Here is a 21,797-nt window from a genome sequence, read left to right as displayed (position 1 = left end):
CATTTCACTTCGCTTGAATATACGTTTTTGCCCATGCAAAAACACCTCCGATGCTAGTACTTTTTAAAAGTGTACCACTCCGAAGGTGTTTTATATTGTCTCAAAATTTTAGGTTAGCCCACCCGATGCAAAATCGGAATCGCCTTTTACGTATGCGTTAGGAGTGTTTTTTACTGAGGACCGCTGTTTGCGTCCGTTCGAGCACCGCGTTTGTGATGACAATCAACCCGGTGAACAGGAACAAGGCCTCAAAACCAAAGTGACCGGCAATCTGACCACCCGCGAGTGGTCCGAGGAAATTCCCCATGAACTGCGCCGACTGGTTGTAACCGAAGATCCGGCCCGATGCATTCGCCGGTGTGTGTTTCCGGAGAAGCGCCTGAACCGACGGCATCAGTGCGGCAGTCGCAAAACCGATTCCCATCCGTAAGATGATCAATTGGCTTGTATCCGTTACGAAAGCCTGCGGAATCAGGAACGCGGCGAAAATCAGCAAAGCGAAGAACAAGACACGTTCCGCTCCGATTTTATCTGATAACCGGCCGAGCCGCTGAGCGGCAATCAAGGCCGCAATCCCGGGCGCCGATGCGACGATTCCGGATAACAAGGCCAATCGTTCCGTACCGGGACTGAGTTCCCGGACGTACAGGGATAAAATCGGACTGATCGATTGTGCCGCGAATTGAATCAGGAACGTCGTCAGGAAGAGACTTAAAATCAGTTCCGGATGACGTAACGATTGGATGATTTCTTTAGCTGACGCCATCTGCTTGGTCTGCAGCGGCACGAATTCTTCTTTGACGAAGAAATACGTGACGAGGAACGTCAGGAAGAGCGGAATGCTCGTAAAGAGAAAAACGGGTCGAAGCCCAATCATATCGGCAAGGAATCCTCCAATCAGAGGTCCAAGTAATCCACCGGCAATCCCACCGGTTGATAATGTACCGAGCGCCCAGCCACTTTTCTCTTTTGGTGTCTGTGAGGCAATTAAGGTGATGCCGGCAGAGATGAATCCGGAGACGGCACCCATGACAAGTCGTAAGAAGACGAGTTGATAAACATCCTGTACGAAGCTGATCAGGAACATGACGATCGACATCCCGAGGCTTGCGCGCAGTAACATCAATTTCCGTCCTTTTTTATCGGCCAAACGTCCCCAAATCGGTGACACAATGGCTGCGACGAGGAAGGTTGCACCAAAGGCTACGCCGGACCAGGTCGTGATTTCCTGGCGTCCGTTGACACCAAGTTCTTCAATGAATAAGGGCAAAAACGGTAAGACTAAACTTAAAGCAGCAGCAGTTAAAAAACTACCGATCCAAACAACGACTAAATTTCGTTTCCACAATGGCATTGTGGCATCACTTCCTTTTTATTGGTAATTCCTATTTAATTCAACAACTTCTAATATACACTTCACAAAGTAAAATGTCTAGGATTTGAACTGATTCTAAGGACTCCCGGACCATTGGCTTATATCCAAGTCACGCCGGACGACCGATAATAAGATAACTTAATATAGGGAGTGAACGATATGAAACGCTTCATCCTCAGTTTGATTTGTCTTACGATGGCTGCGACGCTCCTGCCTGTCAGAACCGAAGCGGCCGTCACCGTCACGCGTCATACCGTGATGTGGTCAATCCCTGAAGCGAAACAAATTTCAACGAAAGTCACACAGCTGGCAAACAGACAGATGAAACGTGTCTATCTGCATGTCGCTGTCGAGGGTGACCGAACCCTCTACCGCACATTCGTTGAAAAAGCCCACCTTGCCGGAATCGAAGTCTACTTTTTGTTCGGACAGCCAAGCTGGATTACGAACGAAGGCACGACGAACCGGCCGAATGTCGAAGATCCGTTAGCCTGGATCAATGTGTATCTGCAAGAAACGATGGAACGTCCGGATGGCATCAGCGTCGATCTCGAACCTTACGCCTTACCGGCCTGGGAAACAGATCAAGCGTCTGTCATCGCCTCTTACCAACGCCTGCTGACAGCTTTTCATGATGTCAGCACAGCGCAAAATCTCCCGTTGCAACTGTTTCTGCCGTTTTGGTTCCATACCATTCCGGATGCTTCCGGACAAGCGCTCAGCGAATGGGCGATGGAACTGGCTGATGAAGTCACCTTGATGAGTTATCGGACCGTCTACGGTGGCGGTAACGGTCTCGCCGCGATTACGATGACCGATGCCCTTTACGCTGCGAGTCATCAACACCGTCTGTCGTACGCCCTGGAATTCACGGAACTGCCGGACACACCAAGTATCACGTTTTACGGACAGACGCGGACGGTGCTTAATCAACTCGTCAATCAGACGATGAACAGTTCCCTGCCGCCAAGCGCCATCGTCTATCATGATTTTGACGCATATCAGACCTTCATGCGCAGTACGCAGTGATCCACTTCTATCGTGCATCAAAAGATACGAAGCGGTTTTGAATCACCAAAATTTGCATAGAAATGGCCGATCATCCTGTTAACAGATAGGATGATCGGCCATTTTTGATTGATGGAGGACGGAGACGTTCATCCTCGACTCCTATGGGAAAAGGAAGCGTGATTAACGCTTCCGCCAGGAAGAGGTAAGACCCGGCATGACCGCATGGAGTGCGGGATGCCGCGGCTTACCTTCCGCCCATGGAAAGCGAGGATGGCGGAGACGTCCGACACAAGCATTCATTCGGATTATTTTCCTAAATGATCAAGCATGATTCCCGTTCCGCGGGCGACACATAACATCGGATCTTCAGCGATCAAGACCGGAAGTCCCAGTTCTTTCGCCAGCAACTGATCGATGCCGTCCAGTAATGCTCCGCCGCCCGTCAAAATGATCCCGCGGTCGATGATGTCCGCCGCCAGTTCCGGCGGTGTTTTCTCGAGCACACGTTTTGTCGCTTCAACGATTTCCATCGCGGCTTCCGCCAATGCTTCATGCATCTCCTGCGAAGAGATCGTAATGTTATCCGGGAGACCGGTCACGAGATTACGACCCCGAATGTCCATCTCTTCCTGACGTCCCTCATCGGACACGGTCGCGACCGTCATCTTGACGTTTTGGGCTGTCCGTTCCCCGATGATGAGTTTATGGTTGTCTTTAATGGCGCGGATGATATCCTGATCAAACCGGTCGCCGGCAACTTTGATTGTTTCGCCGCAGACGATGTCGCCCATCGACAGTACCGCAACATCCGTTGTTCCGCCACCGATATCAATGACCATGTGACCGGCCGGCATCCAGATGTCCATCCCTGCTCCGACGGCTGCGACTTTTGGTTCGACTTCCAGGAAAACGGTTTTTGCCCCTGATTTTTCACCGGCTTGACGAATCGCTTTCGCTTCGACCGTCGTGATGCTGGCCGGTGTACAAATCAACATTCGGACACCGCCGAACATACTTCTTACTTCGATTTTATCGATGAAGTGACGTAACATCGCTTCCGTCATTTCAAAATCAGCGATGACACCATCGCGTAACGGACGGATCGCGACGATGTTTCCGGGTGTCCGGCCGACCATCTGGTGGGCTTCCGTTCCGACTGCATGGATTTTTCCTGTTGCTTTATCAATCGCGACGACCGATGGCTCGTCGAGTACAATTCCCTTACCTTTTACGTGAATGACGACATTCGCCGTCCCCAGGTCAATTCCGATATCCTTTGTCAAAAACATCTCGCGTGATCTCCTTTATCCACTGGCTATTCTTCCAAAATATAGCACGTCGTTTGGACGTCTAACCCATTTATGTATACATACCTTTCAATTCTAGCACAGGGAAACAAAAAGAGACGACTTTCTTTTAAAGAAAGTCGTCAAGAATATACTGGAATCAAATGATAGCTTAAAGCTTCGCAGCTGCCGTCTCTTCGATGGCAACTGTTTCTTCCGTGACACGCTCGACATCTGCGCCGAGTGCTTGTAATTTAAGGTGGAAATCAACGTATCCGCGATCGATGTGATGCAGTGCACCGACACGTGTTTCGCCTTCTGCAATCAATCCAGCCGTGACAAGTGCTGCTCCAGAACGAAGGTCTGTTGAAAGAACTTCTGCTCCTTGAAGTTGAACACCACCCGTGATGATCGATGAACGTCCTTCAATCTTGATGTCAGCGTTCATGCGACGGAATTCTTCGACATGCATGAAGCGGTTTTCGAAGACCGTTTCCGTGATGACTGATGTGCCTTCTGCTTTTAAGACCAACGCCATCATTTGTGCTTGAACGTCTGTCGGGAAACCTGGGTGTGGCATTGTCTTGACGTCGATCGCAACGAGTTTCTTCGGTCCGACGACACGGAGGCCTTCTTCTGTATCCGAGATTTTAACACCCATCTCTTCCATTTTTGAAATCAATGGACGGAGGTGTTCACGCTCAGCACCGATGACTTCAACGTCACCTTCCGTGATTGCCGCTGCAATCATGAATGTACCGGCTTCAATGCGGTCTGGAATAACATAGTGATTGCCGCCGTGAAGTTTTTCAACACCTTCAACACGAATCGTCTCTGTTCCGGCACCGCGGACTTTAGCGCCCATTGCGTTGAGGAAGTTAGCGAGATCGACGATTTCAGGTTCTTTCGCGACGTTTTCGATGACTGTCGTACCTTCAGCAAGCGTGGCTGCCATCATGATGTTTTCTGTTGCACCGACTGACGGGAAGTCGAGGTAGATTTTCGCACCTTGCAGACGACCGTCGACGTGTGCTTCAACGAATCCGTTTCCGATGATTGTTTTTGCGCCCATCGCTTCGAATCCTTTTAAGTGAAGATCGATCGGACGTGAACCGATTGCACAACCACCCGGCATTGCGACACGGGCACGACCGAGACGTGCAAGGAGTGGTCCCATGACAAGAATCGACGCACGCATCTTCCGAACGTATTCAAGTGGTGCTTCATCTTTCAATTCTGCTTCGGCATTGACCGAGACTGTGTTTGCTTCTGCATCAAATGTCACTTCTGCATTCAGGTTCCGTAAGACGTTATTGATTGTATAGACGTCTGCCAAACGGGGAACGTTCTGAAGGACTGATGTACCTTCTGAAGCAAGCAATGTTGCGACCAATGTTTTTAAGACTGCATTTTTTGCACCTTCTACTTTTACCGTTCCAGCTAATTTACGTCCGCCACGGACAACGATTTTTTCCATTACTCATACTCCTCTGCTTTCGTTTCTGTTCTATTATGTTCAATTCGCGATTGGTGTGCATCATAGTTGAAAACCAACGCATGATAGAAGAGAAACACCCTGTAGTTGATCTCTCATTCCAAATCCAACACGACTTTTCAGCTTCACAATGGTTACGTTTCTTCATTATAAGAATACTATCCTGTTCCATACTAAATCAGATTGATGATTTAGGGTTTACAACGAAGTTACAAGTTCACCCGACTAAGAACTGGAGACGCTGTGCGAATCCCGAATAATCAAGCAAAAAGCGGGCGATCAGCGAACCGAGCGCCACGGCAAGTAACACACGCAAGACAACAGCCTGCGGTCCTTTTGGATGCTGCAGGAACTTCTCCCATTTGACCGGAAGGAGTGCCCACCAGGCGAAGACAATCGCCGTTAAATAAACAAGCATACTGATTAGTGCACTTAAACCGATTGACGTCACTGCTACTGCACCTCTTCTGTTAAGGTTTTTCCAACCTTACCATGATTTCATACAATGAATGATTGCGCAAACAAAAAGGCACAAGATAATTTATTTTATCGTATAAAATATATTATGAAAAGATGATTATGGAAAATTCCACATAATAAGATTGAAAAATGTGTGAAGAGGACACATATATGTACTTTTACTTTTTTTAGGATTGTTAAACCTGAATCACCGGATGGATTTGGGAAAACGGTTGCCCTACAGAAAATCATTGACCTGTCCTCAAAAAAAGACCCGGCTTCCATGACGGAAACCGGGTCTTTAACTTGAATCAATCGCGACCGTATTCTTTTAGGTTGAGACGGTTGATTGCGCGTTTCAATGAAAGCTCAGCGCGTTTGAACTCAAGATCTGATAATTTCGTGTCCTGGAGGCGACGTTCTGCCCGGACTTTCGCAGCCGAGGCACGGTCATAATCGACCTTATCCGCTGCTTCAGCCGTTTCAGCAAGAACTGTCACTGTATCCTGGCGCACTTCCATAAAGCCACCGCTGATAGCGATCAACGTGCGTCCGCCATCTTCGTGGCGCAACTTCAAGATGCTGATGTCGAGTGGTGTTACGAGCGGTACGTGGTGCGGGAGAACCCCAATCTCACCAGATATCGTTTTCGCAACGACCATACGGACATCGCCATCATACACTTCGCCATCCGGGGTGACGATATTGACATGAAGTGTGTTCATCTCAAGTCCCCCTTATGCTTTGTCACTTAGACAAGCGTCTTCGCTTTTTCAATCGCATCTTCGATCGGACCGACGAGACGGAATGCTTCTTCCGTCAAATCATCGTGTTTCCCACCGAGGATTTCTTTGAAGCCGCGGATCGTGTCCTTAACTGGGACGTACGATCCTTTTTGTCCTGTGAACTGCTCAGCTACGTGGAAGTTCTGCGACAAGAAGAACTGGATACGACGCGCACGGTGTACAGTCAATTTGTCTTCTTCAGACAACTCGTCCATACCGAGGATCGCGATGATATCTTGAAGTTCTTTGTAACGCTGAAGTGTTTCCTGAACTTGACGCGCTACGCCGTAATGCTCTTCGCCGACGATTTCCGGTGAAAGGGCACGTGATGTAGAAGCAAGTGGATCCACGGCAGGATAGATACCCATCTCAGAGAGACGGCGCTCAAGGTTCGTCGTTGCATCTAAGTGAGCAAACGTCGTTGCAGGAGCCGGGTCAGTATAGTCATCGGCCGGTACATAAACCGCTTGGATTGATGTAACCGAACCTTTGTTTGTTGACGTGATACGCTCTTGAAGCATACCCATCTCTGTAGCAAGTGTCGGCTGGTAACCAACGGCAGATGGCATACGACCGAGAAGGGCCGATACCTCTGAACCTGCTTGTGTGTAACGGAAGATGTTATCAACGAAGAGAAGAACGTCTTGTCCCTGCTCATCACGGAAGTATTCTGCCATTGTCAAACCAGTCAAGGCAACACGAAGACGTGCGCCCGGCGGCTCGTTCATCTGACCGAAGACCATCGCTGTTTGTTTGATAACGCCTGAATCCGTCATCTCGTGGTACAAGTCATTACCTTCACGCGTCCGCTCACCAACACCTGCGAATACCGAGATACCGCTGTGCTCTTGCGCGATGTTGTTGATCAATTCCTGGATGAGGACGGTCTTACCTACACCGGCACCACCGAAGAGACCGATCTTACCACCCTTGATGTAAGGAGCGAGTAAGTCAACGACTTTAATTCCTGTTTCGAGGATTTCAACTTTTGTTGAAAGGTTATCAAACGTCGGTGCTTTTTTGTGGATCGGAAGACGTTCCACGCCTGCATCGAGTTCTTTTTCATCAATTGGGTTACCGAGTACGTTGAAGACGCGACCAAGTGTTGCTTCTCCGACAGGTACCGAGATTGGAGCACCAGTGTCCAGTACTTCCACTCCGCGGCGTACACCATCCGTAGAATCCATCGCAATGGTACGGACGACGTCGTCACCAAGGTGCAAGGCGACCTCAAGCGTCAAGTCGATAGCCACTTCTTCTACTGTTTGCGGCGTATATTGAATACGAAGCGCGTTGTAGATCTTCGGCAAGTGTCCGTCGAACTTAACGTCGATGACAGGTCCCATGACCGCGACGACGCGGCCTTTTAAACCGAGTTCGTTCATCGTGTTTCCTCCTAGCTATCATTACGCCGAGTGGATTACTGCTGGGCAGCGGCTCCACTGACGATCTCTGTGATTTCTTGCGTGATTGCAGCTTGTCGAGCCCGGTTGTAGACGAGAGTCAATCGACCGATCAAGTCATCTGCGTTATCTGTCGCACTTTGCATTGCTGTCATACGTGACGCATGTTCTGCTACTTTCGCGTCAAGAAGCGCACCGAAAATCAAGCTCTCCGCATAACGCGGAAGGAGTTCAGCCAGGATTTGTTCCTCGCTTGGCTCGTACTCATAAGTCGTCGAAGATGAAGCTTCGATTTCTCCGAGCGGGAGAAGGGTTTCGACTTTCACTTCCTGGCTGATGACAGACATGAAGTGGTTGTAGCACAGCTTGAGTTCGTCGATTTCGCCGAGCGTGAACGCACTCACTGTACGCTTCACGATTTCTGCGACATCGACATACGAAGGAGAATCGTTTAGTCCTGTGATCGCATCCGTGACCGTAATTCCGCGTGAACGGAAGAACTGGACACCGACTTTACCGACCACGAACAAGACGTAACTGTCCGTAGTATGCTTTTCATTGATTTCCCGGTAGACTTCACGCAGCACGTTGGCGTTATATGCACCAGCTAAGCCGCGATCCGATGTGATGACGATATAGCCTGTCTTTTTGACAGGACGTTTTTCGAGCATCGGATGGCTAGCACCTGTCGTGCCATTCGCAATGGTTCCGAGCACTTCCTGCATTTTCAGCATGTAAGGCTGGAACTTCGCGCTATGTGCTTGAGCGCGGTTCAGTTTCGACGCCGAAACCATGTTCATCGCTTTCGTGATCTGTTTCGTACTTTTCGTCGAGTTGATCCGCATTTGTATCTCGCGCAACGATGCCATTTCGATTCACCACCTTGTTAGTATCAAGAGTGTTCCGCCGAGCCTAAGAGCAAGCTCTTAGACTGTCGGTTGGAACGTTTTCTTAAATTCTGAGATTGCAGTAACGATTTCTTCGTCAGCTGGAAGGTTACCTGTTTTACGGATCTCGTCGCAAAGTTGTTTGCGGTTTTGATCGAGCCAGAGGTTGAGTTCCTTTTCAAAACGACGAATATCTGAAACAGCAACATCATCAAGGTGACCACGAGTCAAGGCATAGATGATGATGACTTGCTTATCGACAGTCAACGGTTGGTTAAGGTCCTGTTTCAGAACCTCTACTGTCCGCTCACCACGGTTAAGCTTCGATTGTGTCGCTTTATCAAGGTCAGATCCGAACTGTGAAAAGGCTTCGAGCTCACGGTAAGAAGCGAGGTCAAGACGGAGCGTACCCGCAACCTTCTTCATCGCTTTCACTTGAGCCGAACCACCTACACGCGATACCGAGAGACCCGGGTTGATCGCTGGACGGACACCTGAGAAGAAGAGATCCGATTGAAGGAAGATTTGACCATCCGTGATCGAGATAACGTTTGTCGGGATGTAAGCCGAGATATCCGACGCTTGTGTCTCGATGAATGGAAGAGCTGTTAAGCTACCTGCACCAAGTCCGTCGTTCAATTTCGCTGCACGCTCAAGGAGACGTGAGTGAAGGTAGAAGACATCACCCGGGTAGGCTTCGCGGCCTGGTGGACGCTTCAGAAGAAGCGAAAGCTCACGGTATGCCGCTGCTTGTTTTGAAAGATCATCATAGATGACAAGAACGTGCTTGCCGAGATCCATGAAGTGTTCACCCATCGCTACACCAGCGAATGGTGCGAGGTAAAGAAGTGGCGCCGGCTGTGAAGCAGCTGCCGAAACGACGATTGTGTAATCAAGTGCACCGTTTTTACGGAGTGTTTCAACAACACCACGGACTGTTGATTCTTTTTGTCCGATTGCGACGTAGATACAAATCATGTTTTCTTCTTTTTGGTTGATGATCGTATCGATGGCGATCGACGTTTTACCCGTCTGACGGTCACCGATGATCAACTCACGTTGTCCGCGGCCGATTGGAACGAGGGCATCGATTGCCTTGATTCCAGTCTGAAGCGGTTCGTGAACCGATTTACGTGCCATAACACCAGAAGCTTTACGCTCGATCGGGTTATAGTGTTCTGTTTCGATTGGACCAAGACCATCGATTGGCATACCGAGCGGGTTAACGACACGTCCGAGGAGTGCGTCTCCAGTTGGTACTTCCATGATGCGGCCCGTACGGCGAACAGAGTCGCCTTCTTTGATTTCAAGGTAGTCACCAAGAATGATGATACCGACGTTGCCTTCTTCTAAGTTTTGCGCCAAGCCCATTGTGCCGTTAGCGAATTCTACGAGCTCTCCCGACATGACGTTGTCGAGTCCGTGTGCACGAGCGATACCATCACCGATTTGGATGACTGTACCTGTCTCGTTCACTTCCATCGTAGAACCGTACTGCGCGATACGCGCTTTAAGCAGGGCGCTGATTTCTTCAGCTCTAATGCTCATGCGTTTCACCCCTATTTTCTTACGCTTTTAACAGCTCACGCTCAAGTCGCGTTAGTTTCGTTTCGATCGTGCCATCATATGTCGTGTAACCGATTTGAACACGAAGTCCGCCGATTACGTTCGTATCAACAACATTTTCTACTTCAAGCGTTTTACCTGATTTTTGGCCAAACGTTTCCTTCACGTTCGTGAGTTCTTCGTCTGACAGTTTGTATGCACTTGTCACGATTGCTGTCGCAACGTTACGGTGCTCATTCAACAACGCGATGAAATGCTCTGGTAATGACAATACTTCCGATGCCCGGTCGTTTTCGACCATGACGAGGATCGTATTCAAGACAATCGTATTGAAGCCTGTGAAGCTCGTCTGAAGGACTTGCTTCAGCTCTTCTGCAGAAATCGATGGGTTTTCTAACACCGATGCGAGCTCTGGTGTTGCGTGGAGCACTTCGCCGAGCGTTCGCACATCAGCTTCTGCTTGGTCGAGCACATGATGCTCAAGTGCAAGATCGAAGAGCGCTTTTGCGTAGCGTCCCGCTACGTGGTCACGCATTAGTTCGTGCCCTTAGTATCAGCGAGGAATTGATCGACGAGTGCACGTTGTGCCGCTTCGTCTGTCGCAAGCTGTGTTTTCATGACGTGGCGTGCTGCAGCGATTGCTTGAAGAGCAACATCGTTCTTCAAAGCAGCTTGTGCTTCAGCGCGTTCACGTTCGATTGCACGGCGAGCTTCTTCCTTGCTCAATTCTGTTTCGACACGTGCCTGCTCCATCGCACGTGCTTGTTCTGCCTCAGCTTGACGGCGTGATGCTTCTAACAGGTCACGTGCTTCCGTACGTGCCTTGTTGAGTTCTGCTTGTTGTTGTTCTACGTAGACTTCAGCGTCTTTCCGGCTTTTCTCAGCCGAATTGATCTCGCTAGCCACATGCTCTTCCCGCGCTTTCATCATGTTGACGAGCGGGCCCCATGCGAATTTCTTCAAGAGGATGAGGAGCAAGAGGAAAACGACGATCGTGACGATCATGTTGGCGAGTAAGAGGTGACCTGCTTCAGCAGTCTCTGTCTCAGCCGCAAGATACGTGAGATTCATTCGATTACACTCCCCTCGTGGTTGGTCCTACTTCTAGTATCTACATAAGGGAGCCGCAGCCCCCATGACGGTTCACTCTAATGGAACGAATAACGCCCTATGTAGCTCAGTTCTTCGTGCGTAAAATTAAATACGGATTAAGAGTTGAGAAGAAGGAAACCGACCGCTACACCGATGATTGGAAGTGCCTCAACGAGACCGATACCGATGAACATTGTTTGACGAAGTTCGTTTTTGAGTTCTGGCTGACGTGCTTGTCCTAATACTGTACCGTTTACGATAAGACCGTTACCGATACCTGCGCCGAGTGCGCCGAGTCCGATGATGATCGCTGTTGCAATAAGTTCCATTATGAATTGCCTCCCTAGATTGTGTTCGAAATTTGGTCGTGCGATTATCGGAAAAGCAGATGCTTTACCTTCGAATTAATGGTCGTGCGCTGCCTTATGCCCGATGTAAACCATCGTTAAGATAAGGAAGATATACGCTTGGATCGCTCCGATGAAGAGTGAGAATCCTTGCCAAATCAACATTGGGATCGCTGACAGGATGACACCGACTGGTCCGAGGAATTGGAAATCGTTCGTTCCAGAGATGATACCGATCGAGAGAATGATACCAATCATGATTTCACCCGCGAAGATGTTACCGTAAAGACGAAGACCGAGAGTCAACGTGTTTGCGAACTCCTCGATGATGGTAATAATAAACATCGGCGTCATAAACGTTTTCGCATACGAGCCGAAGCCGCGCATTTTCACACCGTAATAATGGCTCATGACCACTACCATAGATGAAAGTGCAAGTGTCACATACGGATCTGCAGTTGGTGAGTTGAACCAAATGTAGTGACCCGTCACAACGTTAAAGGGAAGACCCATTAAGTTGGACACGATGATGAACAGGAACAGTGTCATTCCGAAAGTTAGGAAGCGACCCCCTGTTTTCCAGTCCATCGTGCTGCTGATGATTCCGCGAACGAACTCGAGGAACATCTCCATCACGTTTTGAGCACCGGTCGGCTTCATCACAAGACGTCGCGTACCGGCCACGGCAATCAGGAAAACGAGAGCAGCTGCAATCAGCACTGTGATCAAGTTTGTCCAGCTACCGTACAGAACGAAGTCGCCCCAGAGTGGGATTTCGTAAAGTGGCATTTCGTGGTTCATTTGATTATTCACCTCTTTTCCCGCTTAAGTTCGTGAGTAAAATACTCACAAAATTGTATGACGTGGCCGGCGAGAAGGCCTATTACCACCGCAGTTAATGACAATTCGGCTTCATACTTCAAGCCGATCATCACACAGAGTACCGCGACCGCCATGCGTGATACGGTCCCTCGAGACATCGGCTTGCGCCCACGCTCGATTACACGATACATTCGATCGACGCTTAATCGTTGCAGCGTCAAGATCATGAAGCTACCTGCCCCACCCAGTGCCAGTCCATAAATCACCGGATCACTCGGATAACCGACAAGTAACAGGACAGCAAGGATTCCATAATAGAGTCCGAACCATCGTAAGTACGCACGATACAACGCATCTTGAAGGATGATATTCATGTCTTGTCTCCTAACAAGTGCCTGATCATTGCGATCATGCAAAGAATTCCGATGAAAATCCCGATGAACACTGCAAACGTCGCCCCCATCTTTTGCCACCAATCCTGCTGTTCCCCATAGTTCCCAACAAGAAAGCCGATGACGATCGGTGCGGCTAGTGCCGTCGAAATTTGCGAGGCCATGACCATACTCGTCGCGAGCCCTTTTTGGCGCACTAGAGACGACCCCCTTTTCCCAGTTGTGAGTTCTTTTTCTTTCCCACAATTTGCGGATTTTCATACTAGTCAAGAATACAATGAGAACCATTTCATAGTCAAATGAATTCACAATTAAAATGGAGCCGTAAAACCATTGTATATCAACAATTGATAAGGTTTTCACAGAGGTGTCCCGTGCCACTCTTTTCACGAAGATGTGAAGAAAATATGTAGTATTATCAACGTTTATCGAGATGGTTCACTAGGTGAACAAAACCCTTGAACAGTAACGTTATATCGTGTTCTGAAATGAGAAACAAGTCACCTAAATCTGATTTGTGTCGATTTTGTGAAAAAACATTTTTTGTTCACATTTGTAAACGCTTCCTTTATGGGACGGTTCATCCCCTCTGACATCTGTTTGTAACAAAGCGGATGCATGGTTTCCAATTCGTCTCGTGTGTCCCTTGTCACAGCTTAAAAATTCACGGATGACTTTCTATTTTCAAGTTCATGATGTAGCTCTTTTTTTAATGAAAATCATACATTTAGTCCTTCCACTTCAGTCATGGCCTACTGTTTTTTTACTCGTCTACCGTGATTTGAAAACCATTGCCTACATATGGTAAAAAGAAGTGACATGAACAAATCAAAAGGATGTGAACCCTATGGAAACCGAACGCTTTCGTGTTCAGTGCGGGGATTGCTTCGGACTTTGTTGTACGGCTCTCGCATTTTCTGCCTCAAGCGATTTTGGTCACGACAAACCGGAAGCGACGCCTTGTCGGAATTTAGACAATGAGTACCGCTGCCGGATTCACGACCGGTTGCGCCCGAGCGGCTATAAAGGATGCACCGTCTATGACTGCTTCGGTGCCGGTCAACAGATTTCGCAGGTGACATTCCAAGGGGTCTACGATGAAACAACGAAACCTGTCATGTACACCCTCTATCCGAAGATGGTCCATCTGCAGGAAATGATGTGGTATCTGACAGACGGTATCCGACCGGTCACCCGCACGATTCATCCGTTGCTCGAGGACAAGCTGGCTGAACTCGATGCCCTGACCCGCTCTTCTCCGGACGAACTGGCGGCACTCAATCTCGATCAAGTCCGGGCAACCGTTCTACCGCTTCTTGCTCAAATCGAAGAACTGGTTCAAACGCCGGTCTCAGGGACAAGCAGACGTCCGCTTCCCCGCGACTGGATCGGAAAAAATCTTGCCGGACAGGATTTCTCCGGATTAAGCGTCCGCGGCCAGTTTTTGCTTGCGACGAACTTATCGAACAGCCGATTGCGCAGCGTCAACTTCCTCGGTGCCGATATGCGGGACTGTCAATTAGCGGGAGCTGATTTGACCGATGCATTGTTTTTGACGCAGGCGCAGGTCAATGCGGCACAAGGCGACGTCAAGACACGTCTGCCGGAACGGTTGCTTCGACCGTCGCACTGGGCATAACGTTGTATTCATCATCGTCTAATAGAAGTGCCTTCTTCATCGCAAATAATGTGTCATTCTATCGTGACAGTCGGTTCCATCCTCTCCCTCATGCGCTTTCCGCAGGCGAGACACGAGCCAGCTTTCCTGCCCTCGTGGTCAGGAAACCGGGTCTCGTTTGTCTCTGACAGCGCAAAAAAAACGCGCTTTTTCCTGCAGGAGTCGCATGAAACGAGGACATTCACGATATTTGGAACAGATGATTCTGTTGTATTCAATAAAAAGGACCTGTATCACCGTTTATGACGGTAGCACCGGTCCTTTTGCTGTATGTCTAAACTTTCGTCAGTTCTCTACTTTAAATGGCTCAAACGCCGCATCCTGATTAAAGTGTTCCAGAATTGCCGCCGCAATCCGTTCGGAAGCATGACCGTCTCCGTATGGATTCGAAGCCTGCGCCATCACCTTATACGCTGCTTCATCTTCGAGTAATTCGCTCGCGAGACGGTAAATTGTTTCTTCATCCGTTCCGGCCAGCTTCAACGTTCCCGCTTTGACGCCTTCCGGACGTTCCGTCGTATCGCGTAAGACGAGAACCGGTACACCGAGTGACGGAGCTTCTTCCTGAACGCCGCCGGAATCCGTCAAAATAAGATGAGCCCGGCTCGCAAAGTTATGGAAGTCAAAGACATCAAGCGGGGGAATCAAGGTTATCCGGTCGTGTCCTCCAAAGACCTCGTTCGCGGCTTCCTGAACGACGGGATTCAAGTGGACGGGATATACGACGTGAATGTCCGGATGATCGTCGACGAGACGGCGGATTGCCCGGAACATCTGATGCATCTTCGCACCTAAGTTTTCCCGCCGGTGCGCCGTCATCAGGACGAGTCGTTTCGATCCAATCTGTTCGAGAACAGGATGGACGTAATCCGGTTGGACCGTCGTTTGCAGGGCATCGATTGCCGTATTTCCGGTCACGAAAACGCCTGTCTGCCGATTTTCTGATGCCAGATTCGCAGCAGCCTGATCAGTCGGTGCAAAATGAAGATCAGCCAGCGTCGAAGTCAGTTGCCGGTTCACTTCTTCCGGAAACGGTGAATACTTATTATATGTCCGGAGTCCTGCTTCGACATGACCGACGGCGATTTGATTGTAGTAGGCAGCGAGACTGCCGACAAATGTCGTCGTCGTGTCACCGTGGACTAGGACGAGATCCGGTTTGACTTCCTTCATGACGGCATCGAGTCCCTCGAGACCGCGTGTCGTGATATCGACCAGCGTCTGTCGTGCTTTCATGATGTTCAAGTCGTGATCGGGCGTAATCTCGAACAGCTCCAAGACTTGATCAAGCATCTCCCGGTGCTGGGCAGTGATCGTGACATGGACCTCAAACGCAGGATTGTTCTTTAAGACGTTAACGAGCGGTGCCATTTTGATGGCTTCCGGTCGTGTGCCGAAAATCGGCATGACTTTGATGGGCATACGGACTTCCTCCTTCTTGCTTCTGTTTTCATTAAAACATATTCCATGTCACGTGCGCAGTGCACGTTCGTGACGAGTCTACAAAAAAAGACGCTCTCTTCGCAGGAAGCGCCTTTCATTCTACCGGTTACTTTGTACCAAACAGACGGTCACCCGCATCCCCGAGGCCGGGAACGATATAACCATGGTCGTTTAATTTCTCATCAAGTGCCGCAAGATAGATATCGACATCCGGATGTTCTTCCTGAATACGTTTGACGCCTTCAGGTGCCGCACAGAGGCAAGCCAGCTTAATACTTTGCGCACCCTGTTTTTTCAAAGAGGAGATTGCGTCAGCAGCTGAACCGCCTGTCGCAAGCATTGGATCAACGACGACGAAATCACGTTCTGAGACGTCTGTCGGTAATTTGAGATAGTATTCTGTCGGCTCAAGCGTTTCAGGATCACGGTAAAGACCGATGTGTCCTACTTTGACGTTCGGCATCATACGAAGCATACCGTCCACCATCCCAAGACCTGCACGAAGAATCGGAACGATTCCCAGTTTCTTGCCCTCGATCATCTTTTGCGTCGTTTTCGTGACCGGTGTCTCGATTTCAACGTCAGTAAGCGGAAGGTCGCGCGTGAGTTCATATGCCATCAATGAAGCCACTTCGTCGACAAGCTCCCGGAATTGTTTCGTTCCTGTTTCGACTTTACGCATGATCGTCATCTTGTGCTGAATCAATGGGTGATCAAATACATGTACTTTACTCATTGTTTTGCATCTCCTCTCCATTCTCTTTTCGCATTGTACTCTAAAAAGTGACTGCTTGGGAACTGTTTTCTCAGAAGTCCTGCTCGTTTAACGTTCGTTTTCCGGACAAGACATCTTGTGCCGCAGTCGCTGCCGGACCTTTTTTCAAACTCGCCAGTTTTTTCAGCGTCTCTTTGTACGCCACCTGACCGAGTGCCTGTTCACGGAATGCTTTCATCCAGAGAACCGCTGGAACATGCGAGGACTTCGGATAGGCTTCAATATAGGCGGCATAATTTTTCGGAATCGACTTGTAGCTCCGGTGTTTCGCCTTGAGTTGATAAAAGGCAGCGGTCGATGCCGTCTTGGGATTCCGTAAGACTTCCTTCGACAACAATTGGTCCACGTCGCTGTAGCGCTTGGCATCGAGGGCCGCCTTCGCTTCCTTCAATTCAAGCGTCAAGAGCGCATCTTGTTTCGCTTTAGCGACTTGACCTTTTTGTTTCTTCACTTCCCCCGTCAACTGCTCGTTATCCTGCTTCAACGCTTTAACTTCTTTTGAGAGCGCCGTGATTTTTAGCTCATTCTTTTTTTGATTCACTGCTTCTGCCTGCGTATCGCCCGAAAAATCAATCTGCGTCAGCCCGATGACCAACGCAACGACAGCGGCTGCTCCCGCCATCATCCATGGACTAAACTGGAGTTGCTTTTTCCACGGCTTCATATAGTTATGATTTTTTGCCATATCCGGCAACATCATGAATCGTTTTTTCGCGAGCATCTTCCCGCCGGCACGCGCAGCAATCGCCATCCGGTACCGGTACATCTCGATTGGGACAGGATTATTTTTCCACTGGGCAAATCGTTCATCAGCCTGTTCGTAAAATCCTGCCTGTTGCATGACGACAATCGCCTGAAAGTCTTCGAGTAGTTTTTTGTAATTTCGTTTGGACAGACTTTGTTTTTCCAACCACGTGGTCAGTTGATTAATATCTACCCGCTCAATTTCTTCTTGAGCAAATTCTTCGAGTTTCATGAAATCGTTCCACCTTCATTTAATAATTTAGTTCAGTATAACAAAAAAAGTAAAAATGAATACAAAATATTCAACAAGAAACTTATATTGTCAGATTAATTAAATGAAAAGCAGAAAAAGCAGCCGTCTCTCTTTACAGAAAGACGACTGCATCTTGTTCACGACTGTTCTGTTAAGATACCGTCTTCCATCCGCAAGACACGATCACAGTAAGATAACATCCGCTCATCATGCGTGATGACGATGACGGTCTTCCCGTGTTGATGGGCCTGTTGTCGCAACAGGTCCATCACTTGCCGGGCATTCGTGTAATCGAGGCTCGCCGTCGGTTCGTCCGCTAAGACGAGACGCGGATCATTGACGAGGGCCCGGGCAATCGCGACCCGTTGCCGCTCCCCGCCGGATAAGGCTTGCGGGAGATGGTCGGCCCGGTCACGTAAGCCGAACGTTTCGAGATGCGTCGCCGCATCGATGTCATGACCGGCTTCTTCCGCGACGAGCTCCAACTGTTCCGCCGCCGTTAAGAAAGGCACGAGATGCGATTCCTGAAAGATAAATCCAATCTCAAGTAACCGCATCCGTCGTCTTTGTTTGTCCGACGTGTCCTGCAGAAGCCGGTCATCGAACTGAATCAGCCCCCCGGACGGTGTCTGCAACAGGCCAAGCAACTGGAGTAACGTACTTTTCCCACTGCCGCTTGGTCCGACGAGAGCGATCAACTCTCCTTCTTTTGCTTCGAACGAAATGTGTTCCAGCACTTTCATGGCGCCATACGTTTGCTCGACATCTGTCAGCTTAATCATCCCGTCATTCCTCCCATCACATCCGCCGGTTCCAGTTTTTTCAACGCCCGTAACGGAATCAATCCACCGAGTAACGCCGTCACGATGATCAACCCGCCGTACAGCAGACTGGTCGTCCATTCAAAGCGGAACGGCAGATCGTCCGGTAAAAATTGTCCAATCGTCCATGTTGCCAGCAGACTGACTGAAAACGAGACGACTGTCAGCAAAAATACTTGCAGGACAAGTCCTTGTCCAATCGTCCGTGTTCGAATGCCAATCGCTTTTAAGATGCCGAGTTGTTTCATTTTTTGCATCGTCAGGATGTAGAAAAAGGCAGTCAGAATCAACGACCCGATGACGATCAGAGCGAGACGCATCATCTGGAATGAATTTTGTTCCGCCGCGTAACCCGGTACTTGTTCGACGATTTGTTGTTTCGTATACGTCGCAAGCGTTGTTTCAATCGGTTCCCCGCTGATAAATGCCGAGACATAACGTGAGTCCATCTTTTTTTGCCAGTCGTCCCATGTCGAAAGTGTCATCCAGACGACCGGTGCATGACTGTAGCGTCCATCCTTGACCGTTCCGACAATTTCAAACGTCTGTTTCGTCCGGAAGTCCGTAAACGAATCCCCGACTTTCGTCCCGTTCTGTTTCGCATACTGTGTGTCGACCAGGACTTGTCCGTCTTTTAGCTCCGCCAATTGACGCGGTCCGTAACGCGTATCACCCGGCGAAGCGAACACCGTCACATCCTCTTTGGTTCCATTCTGCTTTTCGAGCACCATGTTTTGTACACCTAATGCTTCCGTCGCCGCCGGTTGATCCGTCCGGTCTAAAAACGATCGTGTCAGCTGACCTTCTGCATCTTTGCTTAAGGCAACCTGCTCAATCGGCAAGTTACGGACGACTGCTCCATTGTCATATGCCAGTCCGTCTGCGAGTCCGGAAATCATCAAAATCAACAAGACGATCAATGTCGTCACGACTGCCATCAAGAAGAAGCGTTGTCGCATCCGAATCAATTCACGCCATCCCATCTTCATCTTTCATCCCTCCTGTTTGTACGTTACAGGTTTGATTGTAGCGGGCGAAGATGAACGGAATATGAACGACTCCGTCTTACTTTAAAAAAGTCAGGACCATCGTCGTGCCCGTACCGGGAATCGACTCGATCCGAATCTGTCCTTCCAACTGATCCATCGTCTCCTTGACGATCGCGAGTCCAAGACCGGTCCCGCTTGTCCCGCGCGAGGCATCCCCTTGATAAAAACGTTCGAAGGCATGAGCGATGACTTGCTCCGTCATACCAGGACCCTGATCCTTGATCCGAACGGTGACGGAATCAGCTGCGGTATCGACTTGAATCGTAATCAAATCACCTTCTGCCGAGACATGTAAGGCATTTCGAATCAGGTTTTGAAAAATCTGTTCCAGTGCCAACTCGTCCGCCAGAATCACCGGATCGTCCGAGGCTTCCAGTGCGACGGCGACTCCGCGTTCATCCAACTGATAACTCAGTGTCTCAAGAGTCGTCTGAATCGACTGGACGAGCGGAATCGGCTGGCGTCGAAGCGGCCGTCCTTCGTCAAGACGGGCCAAGGTCAACAATTGACGCGTCAACTCGGCCATCCGCTTCGCTTCCTGTCCGATCGTCCGTAACTTCAGACGCTCTTCCGTTTCAGCAGCCCGTTCGAGCTGCTCCGCGTATCCCCGGATCGTTGTCAGCGGTGACTGGAATTCATGTGAGACATTGGCAACAAATGCTTTTCGTTCCGCGTCCGATTTCGCGACGGCTTGCGCCATCTCGTCGAACCGGCGTGACAGTTCCCCGATTTCGTCCTGTCCGGTTGTCGCGACCGAGATGGAATAATCGCCTGCCGTCATCCGTTCCGTCGCCGTCGTCAAACGTTTAATCGGACGGACGAGATAACGGATCGAAAAAACAAGCAGCAGAAAACTCAGCAGGACAAGTAAAGCCAAGAATGCTCCGACGAACAGATGCAGCTCACGAATCTGCCGGCTTAAGTCCGGACGAATGAAGACAGCGTCGGTTCCGGTGGCCGTTTGCAGAGACGTTCCGTACGTATTGATGACTTCGTTATCGAACAATCCGAGCAGGAACAGATGAAACGGATAGTCCCGCATACCCTGATAGACCTTCCCGTCCTGCACGGCTTGAAGGACTTCGGGTGCGATGGTTTCATCCCGAAAGGTATTCCCGAACCGTTTGACCTGTCCGGATTCCGAAACGACATAAAGCTGAAAACCGGTCGCACTGAGCATCTCGTAAAATGAATCGACCCGCCGGTCCCCGTGCCGCTCGTAATAGGCAACAGATGTCTCGACCGCCTCTTCGACCTTTTGACTGTAGGACGCTTGCCAAACCGTGTAATACAGGACGTTACTGATCAACAGGGCGATCAACGCGGACACGAGCAGGACCAGGCAGACAAGACCGACGATTTTGACATATAACGACTTCATGATTTTACCTCCAACCGGTATCCGAGACCACGGACGGTCTCGATCGTGATCGCCTCCGTCTGGTGTAACCGGGTTCGCAACCGTTTGATATGGACGTCGACCGTACGATCGTCACCCATGAAGTCGCGTCCCCAGACGTGTTCAATCAGTTCTTCGCGGCTGAAGACCCGTCCCGGGAAGCTCGCCAGTTGATGTAACAATTCAAACTCACGGCGGGGAATCGTCAACCGTGTCGTTCCAATCGTCAGCTGTTGGCTCCGTTTATCGATCGTGACGTCACCGAACTGTATCGCCGGTACAGCGGCTTTTTGATAGCGCCGGGCGATTGCGTGCAGCCGGAAAACCAATTCTTCCGGATCAAACGGTTTTGTGATGTAATCGTCGGCTCCTGCTGAAAAACCATCACGCTTATCGGTCAGTTCCCCGAGTGCCGTCAGCATCAGAATCGGAATTTCCTGATTCGCCCGCAACAAGGTACATAACTCAAAACCGGTTCGTCCCGGCACCATCACATCAAGCACGGCCGCCTCAAACAGTTGCCCGTCTATCCAAGCGGCCGCTTCGTTCCCGTCAGCCGTCGCTGTAACCCGGTGCCCGTCCGCTTCGAGTGTCTCGCGAATCAACCGCTGGATATGCAAATCATCTTCGACGACTAAAATCTTCATTTCCTCTCACATCCTTTTTGTTCTGCCTACAGGTCATCAAAAAACCACCCCGCGCTTCTCATCAATCG

The 21,797-nt window shown here is 49.7% G+C and carries 23 protein-coding genes; 2 read left to right on the top strand and 21 right to left on the bottom strand.

Annotated elements, in window-relative coordinates; translation table 11 throughout:
• Positions 1-157: 157 nt before the first annotated feature.
• On the bottom strand, positions 158-1,354 hold the full coding sequence (locus tag R7V76_RS09715) for a multidrug efflux MFS transporter (RefSeq protein WP_318092255.1): 1,197 nt from the start codon (positions 1,352-1,354) through the stop codon (positions 158-160).
• A gap of 180 nt (positions 1,355-1,534) precedes the next feature.
• Here R7V76_RS09715 and R7V76_RS09710 point away from each other — a divergent pair, with 180 nt between their 5' ends.
• On the top strand, positions 1,535-2,404 hold the full coding sequence (locus tag R7V76_RS09710) for a hypothetical protein (RefSeq protein WP_318092254.1): 870 nt from the start codon (positions 1,535-1,537) through the stop codon (positions 2,402-2,404).
• A 287-nt stretch (positions 2,405-2,691) separates the two neighbouring features.
• Here R7V76_RS09710 and mreB read toward each other — a convergent pair whose 3' ends face one another.
• The 13 genes from mreB to R7V76_RS09645 all read right to left on the bottom strand — a co-directional run bounded on the left by mreB (position 2,692) and on the right by R7V76_RS09645 (position 13,117).
• The gene (gene mreB / locus R7V76_RS09705) at positions 2,692-3,675 is read right to left on the bottom strand and encodes a rod shape-determining protein MreB (protein WP_318092253.1); all 984 of its coding nucleotides are present in this window, start codon (positions 3,673-3,675) and stop codon (positions 2,692-2,694) included.
• 169 nt (positions 3,676-3,844) lie between these two features.
• On the bottom strand, positions 3,845-5,149 hold the full coding sequence (murA, locus tag R7V76_RS09700; RefSeq protein ID WP_012371537.1) for a UDP-N-acetylglucosamine 1-carboxyvinyltransferase: 1,305 nt from the start codon (positions 5,147-5,149) through the stop codon (positions 3,845-3,847).
• A 235-nt stretch (positions 5,150-5,384) separates the two neighbouring features.
• Positions 5,385-5,618: a DUF1146 family protein gene (locus R7V76_RS09695; RefSeq protein WP_012371538.1), complete on the bottom strand. Its 234-nt coding sequence runs from the start codon at positions 5,616-5,618 to the stop codon at positions 5,385-5,387.
• Between the two features lie 319 nt (positions 5,619-5,937).
• Positions 5,938-6,351, bottom strand: a complete 414-nt coding sequence (locus R7V76_RS09690; protein ID WP_012371539.1) for a F0F1 ATP synthase subunit epsilon — start codon at positions 6,349-6,351, stop codon at positions 5,938-5,940.
• A gap of 26 nt (positions 6,352-6,377) precedes the next feature.
• Positions 6,378-7,796, bottom strand: coding sequence for a F0F1 ATP synthase subunit beta (gene atpD, locus R7V76_RS09685; protein ID WP_318092251.1), 1,419 nt, complete (start codon positions 7,794-7,796; stop codon positions 6,378-6,380).
• 35 nt (positions 7,797-7,831) lie between these two features.
• A complete protein-coding gene (gene atpG / locus R7V76_RS09680) occupies positions 7,832-8,683 on the bottom strand; it encodes an ATP synthase F1 subunit gamma (protein ID WP_012371541.1) in 852 nt (283 codons plus the stop codon).
• A 57-nt stretch (positions 8,684-8,740) separates the two neighbouring features.
• Entirely contained in the window at positions 8,741-10,249 is a 1,509-nt protein-coding gene (atpA, locus tag R7V76_RS09675; protein WP_012371542.1) for a F0F1 ATP synthase subunit alpha, read from the bottom strand.
• A 19-nt stretch (positions 10,250-10,268) separates the two neighbouring features.
• Positions 10,269-10,802: a F0F1 ATP synthase subunit delta gene (locus tag R7V76_RS09670; RefSeq protein WP_012371543.1), complete on the bottom strand. Its 534-nt coding sequence runs from the start codon at positions 10,800-10,802 to the stop codon at positions 10,269-10,271.
• On the bottom strand, positions 10,802-11,338 hold the full coding sequence (gene atpF, locus R7V76_RS09665; RefSeq protein ID WP_114597333.1) for a F0F1 ATP synthase subunit B: 537 nt from the start codon (positions 11,336-11,338) through the stop codon (positions 10,802-10,804). Before atpF ends, R7V76_RS09670 begins: the two co-directional genes overlap by 1 nt.
• A gap of 137 nt (positions 11,339-11,475) precedes the next feature.
• Positions 11,476-11,688, bottom strand: coding sequence for a F0F1 ATP synthase subunit C (atpE, locus tag R7V76_RS09660; RefSeq protein WP_012371545.1), 213 nt, complete (start codon positions 11,686-11,688; stop codon positions 11,476-11,478).
• Positions 11,689-11,763: 75 nt separating this feature from the next.
• Positions 11,764-12,507 carry a F0F1 ATP synthase subunit A gene (gene atpB, locus R7V76_RS09655; RefSeq protein ID WP_026827347.1) on the bottom strand — a complete coding sequence of 248 codons (744 nt, stop codon included), beginning with the start codon at positions 12,505-12,507 and terminating at the stop codon, positions 11,764-11,766.
• Between the two features lie 8 nt (positions 12,508-12,515).
• Complete coding sequence (locus R7V76_RS09650; protein ID WP_012371547.1) at positions 12,516-12,902, bottom strand: ATP synthase subunit I; 387 nt, start codon at positions 12,900-12,902, stop codon at positions 12,516-12,518.
• Positions 12,899-13,117, bottom strand: a complete 219-nt coding sequence (locus tag R7V76_RS09645) for an AtpZ/AtpI family protein (protein ID WP_012371548.1) — start codon at positions 13,115-13,117, stop codon at positions 12,899-12,901. Before R7V76_RS09645 ends, R7V76_RS09650 begins: the two co-directional genes overlap by 4 nt.
• Before the next feature lie 650 nt (positions 13,118-13,767).
• Between R7V76_RS09645 and R7V76_RS09640 the strand changes: the two genes are divergently transcribed.
• Entirely contained in the window at positions 13,768-14,559 is a 792-nt protein-coding gene (locus R7V76_RS09640; RefSeq protein WP_318092250.1) for a pentapeptide repeat-containing protein, read from the top strand.
• Positions 14,560-14,883: 324 nt separating this feature from the next.
• Here the strand turns inward: R7V76_RS09640 and wecB are convergent, their stop codons facing one another.
• The 7 genes from wecB to R7V76_RS09605 form a co-directional block, all read right to left on the bottom strand.
• Positions 14,884-16,020 carry a non-hydrolyzing UDP-N-acetylglucosamine 2-epimerase gene (gene wecB, locus R7V76_RS09635; RefSeq protein ID WP_318092249.1) on the bottom strand — a complete coding sequence of 379 codons (1,137 nt, stop codon included), beginning with the start codon at positions 16,018-16,020 and terminating at the stop codon, positions 14,884-14,886.
• A 127-nt stretch (positions 16,021-16,147) separates the two neighbouring features.
• Positions 16,148-16,777 carry a uracil phosphoribosyltransferase gene (gene upp / locus R7V76_RS09630; protein ID WP_318092248.1) on the bottom strand — a complete coding sequence of 210 codons (630 nt, stop codon included), beginning with the start codon at positions 16,775-16,777 and terminating at the stop codon, positions 16,148-16,150.
• 70 nt (positions 16,778-16,847) lie between these two features.
• Positions 16,848-17,792: a hypothetical protein gene (locus tag R7V76_RS09625; protein ID WP_318092247.1), complete on the bottom strand. Its 945-nt coding sequence runs from the start codon at positions 17,790-17,792 to the stop codon at positions 16,848-16,850.
• A 158-nt stretch (positions 17,793-17,950) separates the two neighbouring features.
• On the bottom strand, positions 17,951-18,595 hold the full coding sequence (locus R7V76_RS09620; protein ID WP_318092245.1) for an ABC transporter ATP-binding protein: 645 nt from the start codon (positions 18,593-18,595) through the stop codon (positions 17,951-17,953).
• Complete coding sequence (locus R7V76_RS09615) at positions 18,592-19,623, bottom strand: ABC transporter permease (protein ID WP_318092244.1); 1,032 nt, start codon at positions 19,621-19,623, stop codon at positions 18,592-18,594. The genes R7V76_RS09620 and R7V76_RS09615 overlap by 4 nt, the downstream gene beginning before the upstream one ends.
• A 76-nt stretch (positions 19,624-19,699) precedes the next feature.
• On the bottom strand, positions 19,700-21,064 hold the full coding sequence (locus tag R7V76_RS09610; protein ID WP_318092243.1) for a sensor histidine kinase: 1,365 nt from the start codon (positions 21,062-21,064) through the stop codon (positions 19,700-19,702).
• Positions 21,061-21,729, bottom strand: a complete 669-nt coding sequence (locus R7V76_RS09605) for a response regulator transcription factor (RefSeq protein ID WP_318092242.1) — start codon at positions 21,727-21,729, stop codon at positions 21,061-21,063. The genes R7V76_RS09610 and R7V76_RS09605 overlap by 4 nt, the downstream gene beginning before the upstream one ends.
• Positions 21,730-21,797: the final 68 nt, after the last annotated feature.

It is taken from the genome of Exiguobacterium artemiae (genome assembly GCF_033342815.1).
In the GTDB taxonomy this organism is placed as follows: Bacteria; Bacillota; Bacilli; order Exiguobacteriales; family Exiguobacteriaceae; genus Exiguobacterium_A; species Exiguobacterium_A artemiae_A.
This window is presented reverse-complemented; position numbering and strand designations above follow the sequence as displayed.